Source organism: Rhodopseudomonas palustris, assembly GCF_013415845.1.
In the GTDB taxonomy this organism is placed as follows: domain Bacteria; phylum Pseudomonadota; class Alphaproteobacteria; order Rhizobiales; family Xanthobacteraceae; genus Rhodopseudomonas; species Rhodopseudomonas palustris_F.
In genome coordinates this window covers 2,533,470-2,546,667 of record NZ_CP058907.1, presented here as the reverse complement: position 1 = coordinate 2,546,667, position 13,198 = coordinate 2,533,470, and the positions used below count along the sequence as shown (strand labels likewise).

13 protein-coding genes are annotated in these 13,198 nt (G+C 64.3%); 1 reads left to right on the top strand and 12 read right to left on the bottom strand.

Annotated elements, in window-relative coordinates; translation table 11 throughout:
* Nucleotides 1-85: 85 nt before the first annotated feature.
* The 10 genes from HZF03_RS11645 to HZF03_RS11600 form a co-directional block, all read right to left on the bottom strand.
* Complete coding sequence (locus tag HZF03_RS11645; protein WP_119020015.1) at nt 86-847, bottom strand: SDR family NAD(P)-dependent oxidoreductase; 762 nt, start codon at nt 845-847, stop codon at nt 86-88.
* Nucleotides 848-862: 15 nt separating this feature from the next.
* A complete protein-coding gene (locus HZF03_RS11640; protein WP_119020016.1) occupies nt 863-2,602 on the bottom strand; it encodes a nitrilase-related carbon-nitrogen hydrolase in 1,740 nt (579 codons plus the stop codon).
* 15 nt (nt 2,603-2,617) lie between these two features.
* The gene (locus tag HZF03_RS11635; RefSeq protein ID WP_011157966.1) at nt 2,618-3,607 is read right to left on the bottom strand and encodes an acetamidase/formamidase family protein; all 990 of its coding nucleotides are present in this window, start codon (nt 3,605-3,607) and stop codon (nt 2,618-2,620) included.
* Between the two features lie 25 nt (nt 3,608-3,632).
* A complete protein-coding gene (locus tag HZF03_RS11630) occupies nt 3,633-4,346 on the bottom strand; it encodes an ABC transporter ATP-binding protein (RefSeq protein ID WP_119020017.1) in 714 nt (237 codons plus the stop codon).
* A complete protein-coding gene (locus HZF03_RS11625) occupies nt 4,339-5,061 on the bottom strand; it encodes an ABC transporter ATP-binding protein (protein ID WP_011157964.1) in 723 nt (240 codons plus the stop codon). The genes HZF03_RS11630 and HZF03_RS11625 overlap by 8 nt, the downstream gene beginning before the upstream one ends.
* On the bottom strand, nt 5,061-6,125 hold the full coding sequence (locus tag HZF03_RS11620) for a branched-chain amino acid ABC transporter permease (RefSeq protein WP_119020018.1): 1,065 nt from the start codon (nt 6,123-6,125) through the stop codon (nt 5,061-5,063). Before HZF03_RS11620 ends, HZF03_RS11625 begins: the two co-directional genes overlap by 1 nt.
* An 11-nt stretch (nt 6,126-6,136) precedes the next feature.
* A complete protein-coding gene (locus HZF03_RS11615; protein WP_011157962.1) occupies nt 6,137-7,009 on the bottom strand; it encodes an ABC transporter permease subunit in 873 nt (290 codons plus the stop codon).
* A gap of 118 nt (nt 7,010-7,127) precedes the next feature.
* The gene (locus tag HZF03_RS11610) at nt 7,128-8,366 is read right to left on the bottom strand and encodes an urea ABC transporter substrate-binding protein (protein WP_012495885.1); all 1,239 of its coding nucleotides are present in this window, start codon (nt 8,364-8,366) and stop codon (nt 7,128-7,130) included.
* An 11-nt stretch (nt 8,367-8,377) separates the two neighbouring features.
* On the bottom strand, nt 8,378-9,043 hold the full coding sequence (locus tag HZF03_RS11605) for an ANTAR domain-containing response regulator (protein WP_119017294.1): 666 nt from the start codon (nt 9,041-9,043) through the stop codon (nt 8,378-8,380).
* Nucleotides 9,040-10,197, bottom strand: coding sequence for a transporter substrate-binding domain-containing protein (locus HZF03_RS11600; RefSeq protein ID WP_119017295.1), 1,158 nt, complete (start codon nt 10,195-10,197; stop codon nt 9,040-9,042). The genes HZF03_RS11605 and HZF03_RS11600 overlap by 4 nt, the downstream gene beginning before the upstream one ends.
* A gap of 395 nt (nt 10,198-10,592) precedes the next feature.
* Here HZF03_RS11600 and HZF03_RS11595 point away from each other — a divergent pair, with 395 nt between their 5' ends.
* Complete coding sequence (locus HZF03_RS11595; RefSeq protein WP_011157958.1) at nt 10,593-10,928, top strand: GrlR family regulatory protein; 336 nt, start codon at nt 10,593-10,595, stop codon at nt 10,926-10,928.
* A 495-nt stretch (nt 10,929-11,423) separates the two neighbouring features.
* Here the strand turns inward: HZF03_RS11595 and draG are convergent, their stop codons facing one another.
* Entirely contained in the window at nt 11,424-12,314 is an 891-nt protein-coding gene (gene draG, locus HZF03_RS11590; protein WP_119017296.1) for an ADP-ribosyl-[dinitrogen reductase] hydrolase, read from the bottom strand.
* 11 nt (nt 12,315-12,325) lie between these two features.
* Nucleotides 12,326-13,135, bottom strand: coding sequence for an NAD(+)--dinitrogen-reductase ADP-D-ribosyltransferase (locus HZF03_RS11585; RefSeq protein ID WP_119017297.1), 810 nt, complete (start codon nt 13,133-13,135; stop codon nt 12,326-12,328).
* Nucleotides 13,136-13,198 lie beyond the last annotated feature (63 nt).

Genomic DNA, 13,198 nt, shown 5'->3' with positions numbered 1-13,198 from the left:
TGGGTGTGTTCACCCTGCAGAGGTATTGCGTAACAGCATCATTCCATCACACAGAATGACGCCGGATTAGTTCGCGTGCAACGCATCAGAACTGCACGCCGCGGGTGAGCGCACCATCGACCACCACGTTGGTGCCAGTGATGAAGCTCGCGGCACGGCTGGCAAGGAAGACCACGGCGTTCGCCATCTCCTGCGGCGTCCCCATCCGCCCGGTCGGATTCAGCGCCAGCGCGGTGTTGTAGAGATCAGGATTGCCGTTCTTGATCTGCTCCCACACCCCGCCTTCGAAATACGTGTTGCCGGGCGAGACGGTGTTGGCGCGGATGCCCTTGCCGGCGAGCTGGTACGCGAGACCCTGGGTGTAGTGGATGATCGCCGCCTTGAAGGTCCCATACGGGCCGGCAGCGAAATCGATCTCCCGTCCCGAGACGCTGGAGACGGTGACGATCGCGGGCTGCTGGCTCTGCTCGAGATAGGGCATCGCGGCGTCGACCAGCCGCACCGTGCCCATCATGTCGGTGGCGAAGCCCTTGGCCCAGCTCTCCTCGTCCGAGCCGATCGCCAGCGCGCTGACATTGGCGACAACGACGTCGATGCCGCCGAGCTTGGCCGCCATGTCGGCGACCCAGGCCATCAAGCCCGGGCCATCGGACACATCGACCGCGCCACCGAAGGCCGACACGCCCGTCGCCTTCAGCGCAGCGACCGCGCCGTCGACCTCGGCCGCATTGCGCGCGCACAGACCGATATGGGCACCTTCTGCCGCAAAGGTCTCGGCAATCGCGCGCCCAATGCCTTTGGTGCCGCCGGTGACCAGTACCTTGGCGCCCTTCAATCCCAGATCCATGCTCGCTCCCCTTGGTTAGTAGTTGCCGGCCATCGCCTGCACCAGCGGCCGATAGCTGTGCGGCATCCGCATCGCCACCAGATCCTTCCGCCGCACCACATTGGTCGGATACACGCTGTCGAGATTGGACGTGTCGATCATCGCGGTGGCAATGCCCTCCTCGCTCCCGATCAGTGCCTCGCGGCGCGGGAATTCGAACGTGTCCGGCCCAAACACGCCGCTCAGCCCGAAATAGCCGCGCGCTATATCCGCCACATTGGCGAAAGCGAAGAACACATTGTTCTCGCCAGCGCGGACCCGGAAGTGATGCCAGTGATGCGGATCGGCGCCAGTCGGGATCGGTGCCGGCTGTTTGACGCTGGTGCCGGCATGCGGCGTGCTGAACCGGGTCTCGATCGCCGCCGGGCACGCGATGATGTCGCAGCCGCGGAGCGCCAGCACGCGGCCGGCTTCGGGAAACATCGCATCGTGGCCGATCAGCAGACCGACGCGGCCAAGCGGCGTATCGCTCACGACGAAGCTGTCGCCAGGCTGCGCCCAGCCCCGCTCGTTCTCGGTCAGATGCGTCTTGCGATAGGTGGTGATGGTGCCGCCCGGCACGATCAGCACGGCACTGTTGTACAGGATCTCGCCGTCGCGCTCGGCGAGACCGCAGACGAGATACAGCGACAGCTCGCTTGCTAGCGCGGCGAGCCGGTCGGTCGTGGGGCCAGGCACAGCGACGGCAGTACGCGCCGGATCATCCAGTCCGGTGACGCCCAGTTCCGGAAACACCACCATCTCGGCGCCGGCCGCCTTCGCTTCGCGCGCCAGCGCGTCGATGCGGTCGAGATTGGCACTGAGATCGGCGACCGGCGCGAACTGAGCGGCGCATAGCTTGGAGCGCTTGCCCTTCGGCCAAGCCTCGTGTCCGTACAGGCCGAAGAAGTCGTACGGATTCCAGCTAAAGGTGCCGGTCAGCAGTTCCGGATACAGCTCCGGCCGCCGCTGTCGGAACACCGCCTCGCCGCCAATCTGGCGCGCGCGCGCAGTGTCAAGATCGATCTCGGCGAAGGCCACACCGTCGCCGCCATCGATCACCGCAGCGATGCCGCCGTCCGGCGCGATCACGCAGCTTCCGCCGGAGAACTGCACGGTCCGCTCAAGCCCCCAGCGGTTGCTCTCGATCACATAGCAGGAGTTCTCGAACGCCCGGCTGATCCAGTACGGCGCTGGCGTGCGCTCGGCCAGCCAGTTCGAGATGTGGCAGATGATGTCGGCGCCACCGAGGGCCATCAACCGGGCAGTCTCGACGAAATGGATGTCCATGCAGATCAGCAGCGCGATCCGCCCGATCGGCGTGTCAAACACCTGATTGTGCAGATCGCCCGCCGCCGACCATTTCGGCTCGGAGATATACGGATGCGTCTTGCGGTGACGCCCGATCAATCCCTCCGGGCCGATCAGGACGGCCGAATTGTAATAGATGCCGTCCTCATCGACCTCCGGAAGGCCGACGACGATGTAGCAATCGTGCTTACGCGCCAGTTCGGCGAACCGCGCCGTGGTCGCCCCCGGGATCGGCTCGACGAACGGCGCCACTTCGGCGCGGTCGTACCAGCAATAGCCGGTGGTGCCCATCTCCGGGGTGACGATCAGTTTGGCGCCTCCTACCGCCGCCTCCTCGCACAGCTCGAGCAGGCGCGCGATGTTGCGCTCCTTCTCGGCCATGGTCGGCTCGAATTGGACGGTAGCGACCTTCAGCAGTTGCGACATCGCCGTCGCTCCCTCTTACACCAGGAACGACTTCTTGATGGACGCGCCGAGCGTGTATTTCGGATCGACCATGTTGCCGAGCCGGACACGCCCGGCCTGCGTCAGCAGCATATAGGCGTCGATCTCGTCGAAGCCGTAATCCGCCGCCATCCAACGGCACAGCTCGCGATAGGCGATGCGGGCGGCATCCTCCATCGGCCGCGCCGAGCCGATCGTCATGATGAAGTCCTTGGTCTCCAGCCGCGGCCAATGGATCGGCCAGCCTTTGATCAGATCGATCTGCACCGTGGTCACGGTCGGATGCTCGATCGCAACGCCGCAGAGTTCGCCGTCGCCTTGCGCTGCGTGGCAGTCGCCGAGATACAAAAGCGCGCCCGCCGTGTTCACCGGCAGATAGATGATCGCGCCGACACCGACGTCGGGCAGATCCATGTTGCCGCCGTAGTAGTCCGGAACCAGCGACGAGATCGCCTCGATTTCCGGTGAGGTGCCGATCGTGCCGATAAACGGCTCATACGGCAGGGTGATCTTGTCGTTCCATTTGGTGCCATGCTCGGCGGTGATTTCGAGCTTCTTGACGCGCTCCGGCAGCGGTGCGTTCAGGAGCGCGGTGTTGCCGGTGCCGACTAGGCCGCCGAATTCCGGCATCACCACGGTGGTGCCCCGCGGCTGTGGGCCGCGCGGCACGATGCTCTCGATGTACACCGCCAGGGTGTCGCCCTTCTCTGCGCCGTTGACCCAGATCGGGCCGTTCTGCGGATTGAGGAACGGGAAGTTCAGGATCTTGGACGGAACGTCGGTCTCGCTCTTGATCGCACCTTCAAACGCATCGTGCGTTTCGGCCGCCACCACCGCGCCGGGATCGACTGTCAGGACCTTGTCGAAATACGGCCCATAGACGTAGTGATACTTGCCCTGCTCCGCCTCTGTAATGGTGTGGCTCTTGCCGCGCACACCCTTGGCGACGCCCTTGCGCGCCATGATCGATTCAGTCTGCCAGGCCATGTTGGTCTCCTTGGTTGAAATCAGCTCACACCGCGAGATGGCGGCGCATTTCGGCCTCGTCGTCGAGCGCGGCGCGGTCGAGGTCGGCAACGATCCGGCCCTTGTCCATGACGTAGCAGCGCTGCGCCATCGCCCGGATCATGTCGAGATTCTGCTCGACCAGAATGATGGTGACGCCGGTCTTGGCATTCAGCGCGACCATGTCGCGGGCGATGTCCTGGACGATGTTCGGCTGAATGCCTTCCGAAGGTTCGTCGAGCAGAATCAGTTCGGGATCCGCCACCAGCACACGCCCGATCGCGAGCTGCTGTTGCTGGCCGCCGGACATCGTACCGGCGCGCTGGCTCCAGCGTTCGCCGAGGATCGGAAACGTCTCGACCACCTCGCGCCGCTGCTGTTCGGTCAGCCGCCCCTTGATCGAGGCGCCGACCGCGATGTTCTCGGCCACGCTGAGCCGCGGAAATACGTCGCGGCCCTGCGGCACGTAGCCGATGCCGAGCCGCGCACGCTTGAACGCCGGCAGATGCTCGATCGGTTCGCCGCGGAACACAATGGAGCCGCCCATTGCGGGGATCAGCCCGATCAGGCTTTTCATCAGCGTCGACTTGCCGACGCCGTTGCGGCCGATCACCGCGATGATCTCGCCTTCCCGGACCTCGATCTCAAGGCCTTGCAGCACCGGCTTGCCGCCGTAGCCGGCCCGCAGTCCCACGGTGTTGAGGATGACTTCCTTACGCATGGTGATGAGCCTGTCCGAGATAGATCGCCGCGACCCGCTCGTCGGCGACGATGTCGTCGATCGAGCCTTGTGCGAACACCTGACCGAGATGCAGCACGGTGACGCGCTGCGCGACCTGGCGGACGAATGCCATGTCGTGTTCGATCGCCAGCACCGTCATGCCTCCGGCATTCAGCCGCTTGACCATCTCGCCGGTCTGGAACGTCTCTTCCGGTGACATCCCCGCGGTCGGCTCGTCGAGCAGCAGCATCCGCGGCTTCAGGCTGGTGGCCATGCCGATCTCCAGCCACTGCTTCTGGCCGTGGCTGAGATTGCCCGCGGTCTGCTTCTGCTCGGCTTCGAGGCCGAGGAACGCCAGCAACCGGTCGATTTCCTGATCGAGCTCAGCGCCATGCCGCGTCCTTTGCAGCGCGATCTCGAGGTTCTGGCGCACCGACAGCCCCTTGAACACGCCAGGCACCTGAAACTTCACCGAGAGCCCGCGCGCGATCCGCGCGAAGGATTTCAACGCGGTGATGTTCTCGCCGGCGAAGAAAATCTCGCCCGAGCCGGGCGCGTACTCGCCGAGGATCAGCCGGAACAGCGTGCTCTTGCCGGCCCCGTTGGGGCCGATCAGGCAATGGATCTCGCCCGTCTCGAACGACAGGTTCACCTGGTTGGTGACGTGCAGCCCGCCGAAATGCTTGTTCAGGCCGCGGAGTTGCAGCAGCGCCATTAGTTCCGTCCTCCCTTGGCGCGGGCCACGAGCCGGCCGATCACATTCATCGCGCCGAGCACCAATCCGTTCGGCGCGATCAGCACCGTGAGCACCAGCAGAAGCCCCATCACCACCAGTGCATATTGGCTGCCGTAGATGGTCAGCGCCTGGAAGCCGGCCAGCACCACGAGCGTGCCGACCAGCGTCGACGTCAGGTCGCTGCGGCCACCGACCGCGACCCAGATCAGCGGCAGCGCCGCCGACGTCATCCCCATGCTCGACGGAGTGATGTACTGGCCCCAGGCGGTGTAGAGCACGCCCGACAGCCCGGCGAGCCCAGCGCCGATGACGAAGTTGATAAGCTGATATTTGCGGATGTCGTAGCCGAGCATCTCGGCGCGCTCCGGATTCTCCCGGATCGCAACGATGACGTTGCCGAACGAGGAGTTCACCAGGATGCGCAGGCCGAGATAGACCACCACCACCAGCGCCAGGATCAGGTAGTACAGCCCGACATCGGCGAACAGCACGATCGGCCCGTCGAACCAGGGGATCGTGATCGGCGGCATTCCACTCATGCCGTTGAAGCCGTTCAGCCGCGCCGCGCCGATCCGCCATTCCGGCCCAGCGGTCTGGGCCATGAAGCGCTCCAGCATCAAGGTCACGGCGAGCGTGACGATGCCGAGGAACACGCCCTCGATCCGGCCAAAGAACATGAAGTAACCGAGCAGCAGCGCCACCACTGCGGCAATCGCGACCGCTGCCAACAGCGCGACGAGCGTGAAGCCGTAGGCCGCGCCGAAGTTCAGCGTCAGGATGCCGTAGCTGTAGCCGGCGATGCCGAAGAACGCAGTCTGTCCGAACGACAGTGCACCGCCATAGCCCCAGATCAGACACAGGCTGAGCGCAATGAACACCCAGACGAAGAAGTATGCGGTGTTGCCGACGGTGTAGCCATCGCTGAACATCGGGTATGCGAGCGCGCCCACCAGCGCCAGCACGAACACCGACCAGAACAGCTTGCCGCGACCTTTGGTCTGCGGGCCTTCGAGCCGGCGAAACAGAGCGATCAAACCGTTCACCCTCGCCTCCCTCAGGTCCGTTCACGCAGCAGGAAGCCGGAGATGCCTTTCGGCAGCACCCGAACCACGATGATCACCGCGACCAACAGGCCGATTTGACCGAACAACTGGCCCTGCCATGACGTCATCGCCGACTTCACCACAGCCAGGACCGCAGCAGCCGGCGCCGTGCCGAGGAACACGTCGGCGCCACCGATCACCACCGTGACGAACGCCTCCATCAGGAAGGTCGCGCCCATCGTCGGCACCAATGTCATGGTCGGCGCGTACAGCCCGCCAGCCAGTCCGGCGAGCCCGGCGCCGCAGGCGAAGGTCAGGCTGTAGATCCAGCGGGTGTCGACGCCGAGCGCATCCGCCATGTGCGGCACCTGGATGGTGGCGCGTGCTTTGACGCCGAACGACGTCCAGTTGAACACCGCGTACAGCCCGCCGAGCACGCCGAGCGCGGCCAGGAACAGCACGATCCGGTAGATCGAATAGGAGTACGCGCCGACCTGAAAGCTGCCGAACGGCGTACCGACACCAGCCATGGTCGAGCCGATCACGATCAGCGTGCCTTGCGTCGCGATCAGGCTGAGGCCCCAGGTGGCGACAATGGTGTCGAGCGGGCGTTCATAGAGATGCCGCACCACCACGAACTCGACCAGCATGCCGACCATCGCCGAAACCAGCGCACCGGTCAGAATGGCGAGCGGCAGCGGCAGTCCGGCGTGAGCCGCGGTGGCGGTGACATAGGCGCCGCACATAATGAACTCGCCGTGGGCGAGATTGATGACGCCCATCATGCCGAAGATGACGGCGAGCCCGCAGGCCGACAGCACCAGGAAGGCGAAGGCGTCGGCGAATTGATACAGCGCCGCGAAGGCGAAGGTGGCGATGTCCATCTGACGTCCAGCAAGGTGGCGTGGAGGGCCGCGGCAGGGGTGGCAGCCCGACGAATGTCCATTGAGGGGAGAGCAACCGCTCCGGCGCGTCAGGGTGCGCCGGAGCGGTCCGCCGCACTTATTTGGGCGGCGGGTTCGACGGCGTGTATTGCGCCATCGGATCCTTCTTGGTCAGGTCGCAGCCGGCCTCACCCAGCCAATACGGCTTGATGTCCGGCCAGACTTTCGGGAAGTCGATCGAGTGATCGGCATTGACGTGCGCCAGGTAGATGGTGTGCGACATGTGCTGGCTCTTCGGGTCGATGCAGACCTTGCCTTCCGGCGCATCCATGCAGACGTCACCCTGCGCGATCACCTTGCGGATCTCGTCGCGGTTGGTCGACTTCGCCCGCTCCACCATCTGCTTGTAGAGATAGACCGCCAGATAGGAGTTCTCGGCCTCCTGATTGACATAAGGCTCGTTCGGGAACTTCGCCTTGAACTTGGCCAGGAACGCCTTGCTCTGCGGCGAGTCGATTTCCTCGATGTAGTTGGTGGTGACGTACATGTCCTTCAGGCTCGGCGGCTTGAAGCGCTTGTGCTCGTAGCCCTGGCCGACGTTGACCGAGGACGCCATCGGCAGGTTGACGTTGGCGGAAGCGGCCTGTTCGTAATACGATGCCTGCGCGGTGCCGACCAGCAGCGTCACCACGAAGTCCGGCTTGGCCTTCTGGATGTTTTGGATGCTTTGCGAGAACTGCGACACGCCGAGCGGGATGAACTCCTCGCCGGCCATTTCGCCGCCGTGCTGCTTGACGATGTTGCGCACCCACTCGGCCGAGATCTGGCCGAAATTGTAGTCTGCGGCGAGCGTGTAGACCTTCTTGCCGTACTTCTCCATCATCCACGGGATCAGCGTCGAGAACTGCTGCTCGGGCACCGCGCCGGTGACGATCATATGGCCGTCGCAAACACCGCCTTCATACTGGTTGTTGTAGAAGGCGAGACCGTTGAGCTGATCGACGATCGGCCGATAGGCTTCGCGTGAGGCCGAGGAGAATCCGGCGAACACCGCATCCGCCTTGTCCCGCTGCAACACCCGGCGCATGAACTCCTGATAGCGGGTGTTGTCGGACTGGGTGTCGTACACTACCAGTTCGAGCGGCCGCCCCATGATGCCGCCGGCCTTGTTGATCTCGTCGGCGGCAAGCTGGATGGCGTGGACCTTGCCGATCGTCGCCACCGCGAAATCGCCCGACTGATCCTCCAGCACGCCGAGCTTGATCGGCTTCTCCGCGGCCAGCGCCGCGCCTGACGCGAGGACAAGCGTCCCCGTGAGGACTGCGGCATGCAGTCCCCGTAATACAGTTCCGGTCATGTTGCTATCTCCTACATCGCTCGTTTGTCGCCACGGTGCAGCGGCGGAGTGCCGGTGTGGCCAGTCGAATCGGGCGGCCTCGCCCGTCGGCTCAGCAGATCCTCGCAGTAACTCTCCAGGCTCTGCCTCACGCGCATGCTCTCCCGGCGGATCTGGTCGTAAGCGCCGTCTTCGTCGAGGCCGCTGTCCCGCATCCGCTGGACCACGGCGCGCAGCACGGCCCTGCGGCCGCGACGGCGCTCCTCGAGCGTTTGCAGGCGCTCCTGCATCCCGCCACGCAGGAGAAATTGGTTGACGCCCATGAACAGCGCCGAGTACACGGCGCCGCCGTGCACCGGCTTGCGCAGGAACGCGGTGGCACCAAGATTGACCAGCGCCTTCAGCCGGCTCGGCGCTTCGACGCCCACCAGCCCGATCACTGGCACCGGCGGCAGTTGCGACAGCGGATTGAGCTCGATCGCCAGCACGCCGTCGAGATCGCCATCGACGAACAGCATGTCGCGATCAGGCGTCAGCGAAGCGAGGTCGATCTGAGCCCGCCCGTCGACGATCGGCACGGCCTCGCAGCTGACGCCGAGCTTGGCCAGCGTCGGCTCCAGTGCGCCTTCCCTGCCCGTGCGCTCCATCACCACGAGCGCGCGGCCGCCCTTGAAGTTCTGAACCAGTCGGAAGGTCATGACTTCACCAGCCTCAACAATGGAGAACGCATGGCGGCGGCAAACCGCGGCGAGGTTTGCACCAGATACGGATCAGGCGCGATCGGCTCCGGCGCTTCGAGCAGCACTTCGAATTGACCGCCCGCGGTCGATCGGCCGATGCGCGGCGTCAGCCAGGCGTGATAGGTCTGCGGATCGATCCGCACCTCGCCCTGGGGAGCGATCAGGCGCTGATCGGCGACCGCTGCGCGCACGGCGCCGGCCTCGTCGGTGCCGGCCTGTTGCAGAGCGGCGGCGAGCAGCTTGACCGCGATGTAGCAGGCCTCCGCATCCGCCGAAGTCGGCGGCGCATCCGGAAACTTCGTCGCGTAAGCTTGGGTGAACGCGTCATTGGCCGCCCCTGCCAGCGAAGCAAAATACACGCTCGACGACAGATGTCCGTCGACAGCCTCGGCGCCGATTTCGGCCAGCTCCGGCTCGGCAAGCGTGCAGCTCGCCACCGGGATCTCGGCAGCCTGGTCGATGCCACGCGAGAGGCACGCGGCACGAAACGCGCGGAAGAACGCATAGGCGCTGGTGCCGATCAGATTGTTGAAGACGAAATCCGGACGCTGCTCCAGGATCGCCGCGATGACGCGATCGACGTCGGTGTCCCCGACCGGAAGATAACGCTCGGCCAGCACCGTGCCGCCGCGCGCGATCAACGCTTCGCGGAAGATCCGGTTGTTCTCCCACGCCCAGATATAGTTCGAGCCGATGCAGAACGCGCGCTTGCCGTGCTTGGCGGCGAGGTAATCGACCAGCGGCAGCACGTGCTGGTTCGGCGAGGCGCCGGTGTAGATGACATTGTCGGAGCTCTCGAAGCCCTCATAATGCGACGGATACCACAACAGGCCATCGTGCTTTTCGAAGCACGGAATCACCTCTTTGCGGCTCGACGAGGTGTAACAGCCGACCACCTGCCGGACGCCGGAGGCCAGCAGGTCGTGTGCCAGCGCGCGATACTGCGACAGGTCGCCGCCAGGATTGACGATGACCGGCTCGATCTCCGGTCCGCTTCCGCTGGCTGCCACTTCGCTGAGGCCGAGCATCACGCCGTTGAGCATGGTGCGTCCGACCGCCCCGTAGGAGCCGGTCGTCGAAAACATCACACCGATGCGCAGCCGCTTCGTCATGCTCGTGTCCAAAAACAAAAAGCGCCCACCGGCTGTCGAGCCGAGGGCGCTTTCGCCACCAACCAAACGCGCATCGATCAGCGCGGTGTTGGAAATGGTTCAAAACTCTTTGCGTCTCAGGGCTTAGTTGCCCAACGCTTGACGATTACGGTCGTCGAGTTCGTAGTTCAAGTCAAGCGCATTGTTGATGCGAAACCTGCCGCTTTTACCGCCTTTGTGCAGCAATTTGATGCACTGCGATCGATCGCTCGCAGGCGACTTCGCGTGCGATTAGAACGCTCTCGCCGCATCGCCTCGCCTGAGCTCTCGCAGTATTTTTCAACCTCAGATACATCCACCGCTTCTCTTACTAAACCTGGGGTGGTAGAGCACCCACAACGATCGCGGGGGCGGACATGACCGATCATCTTCGAGGGTTCTACAAGGCCGAGTTCGAGACGGCGCGAAAGAAGGCGCACGGTGTGATCTTCCTTCACGACGGCAAGATCCAGGGCGGCGACTCCACGTTCCTTTATTCCGGCGCCTATTCGCAGAGTGGACTAACGGTGGCCGGGAATCTGCGCGGGGTGCGCTACTCGTCGGATCATTCGCGGCTGTCGGTCTTCGGAATCGAGCCGTTCGAGATCACCTTCGATGGCGTCGCCAAGGACGGCTACGTCACGATCGAAGGCTACGCCCACGAGACGCCCAGCCTTCCACTGAAGGCCATCCTGACGCGTGTCGACGATTGAGCTGCTTCAACCGAAATATTGTGCGCGCCGTCGCTGGTAATCATTGACGGTCAGGGTTCGGACCGGCTGCTCTGCTTGGTATCGGTGTAGTTGTTTCGGTCCGATCACGGCCTTTGTTCAACCTCCGCTAACGTTCCAAAGTACGAGCGTCCACCCTTCCAACCAGTTGTTAAGTGGTGCTGGCCGAGGCTGCCCCCGCACCGACGCCAGCGGCGTCTGCGGCACAACAAAAACAAGGGTGGCAGTCATGGCATCATTCGCAGACACTTATCGCACCGACGACATCGACACGCACGGCGCTCTGTACTGGGGCATCCACGATTTCATCCGCCAATTCGTCGCACTGCTGGAAATCGAACAGCGCTGATCTTTGGGGATCGATCCTGCAAACGGGATGATCTCGGGGCGTCGGTAGTCCAGATCGATGTGTTCGTGAGAGAGGCTCCGCCGCATGCGGGGCCTTTCCCGTTTGCGACAACCTCTGGACGAGATGCGCTAACGGGGCGCCGAGGCCGCCAACTCCAACAGCTTCGGCACCTGACCACGGATCGCCGTGACGACTTCGCGGTCGAGCCGATCGAGCCAGCGTTTCGGGATTGCGGCGAAACCGTAGGTGGCGCCGGCGAGCATTCCGGCGAGCGCACCGGTGGTGTCGGCATCGTCGCCCTGATTGACGGTGGCGATCAGGCAGTCGGCAAAGCTGCCGGTCGAGAAATAGTAGTGCAGCACGGTCCGCAGAGTGTCGACCACATAGGCGGTGGCCGGGCCACGATACGGCGTGAAGCCGAAAACGCGGTGAGCCTGGACCAGATCGTCGGCGATAACGCGGGCGGCGCTTTGCTCCTCACCCGCCAACAGCACCTGCAGCATCTTCACCAGCGCGAGTGCCGCGGCGTCCGACAGCGGGTGATGGTGGGTGATGTGTGCCTGCGCGATGGTCCAGGCTTCGGCCTGCTCCGGTCGCCCGTAAGTAGCCAGGGCCAGCGGCAGGATCCGCATCGCCGCGCCATTGCCGGCATCGCCTTCGAAATAGCTTCCCTGCATCGCGCCGGTGGTGATGTAACGACGGATGCCGCGGCGGCAGGTGCTGCCGACATCCACGGGCCCTGTCTTCAGCCAGGCGGCGAACTCGTCACACAGGTCGGGCAGCTCCAGCCCGCCGCAGCGGATCAGCGAGCGAGCGAGCGCCAGCGACATCTCGGTGTCGTCGGTCACCTGCCCCGGCTTCAACCGCAGCCAGCCGCCACCGCTGATGTCCTTGTGCACGCCGTAGCGTGCCGCAATCTCGGACTTGGTCATGAACTCGACGGTGGCGCCGAGCGCGTCGCCGATCGCAAAGCCCAAATAGGCGGCGAGCGCGCGGTCCTGCAGGCTCGGCGAGGTCATAAGGCGCCCTTTCAAAAGTAGCTCGCGGTGACGCGATAGTCGCCGCCGATCACCAGATACTCGCCCTCGCCCTTCAGCGGATGCGCAGCCAGTAGCTTGTTGAAAAACAGGACCTTCGCCACCGGCACCCGCACGGTCAGGATGGTGTCGCCGAAACAATCGGCGACACCTCGGTCGGAGGTGAATGACGTCAGATTGTTGAGCCGGATGATGCAGTGCCGCTTGTCGAGCCGCTCGACGACCTGATGCTCGTCGAAGCCGTTGACGCCACGATACAGCGTAATGTGCGTGCTGCCGGTGGCGGCGAAATGCGTCAGTGCCCACTGGCAGAATTCATAGAGAAGATCGAGCTGGACGAAGATCGCGTTGTTGTGGAAGCGGCTCGACATCTTCTGTTCGACGTACACCGTCCACACCGGGCTGGCGATCCGCCGGATCGGCTCCTTGTGAAAGGTCGGAAACAGCCCGAACCGGCTCTCGACCCAGCCCTTCAGCACCGCACCCTCGGCGCCGTTGCTGTCGAAACCCCAGCCCTTGATCAGATCGAGATAGGACGAACGGAAGCGTCGGCGGCCGTCGCGGCCACGGACACGCTGCTCGGCATCGATCCCGAACAGCGCCGTCATATAGCAGGCGAACGCCTCACCGGCTTCGGCGAGGTCGCGCGCTTGCCCCAGCATTTCGAACAGGCTGGGGTTCATCTCGCGCACGCCGGCGATATGCAGCGGGACCGGCGCGTCGTTGAAGCCGACGCCAGTGAGAAACCGCATCGGCACGCCGACGAGGTTGCTGGAATGCCCGATGCTGCCGTCTTCGCTCACCTTGGCCGGTTCTGCCGTTCCCGCGCCCGCCCGCGGCGCGCCCCGATCATCCTGACATCACAT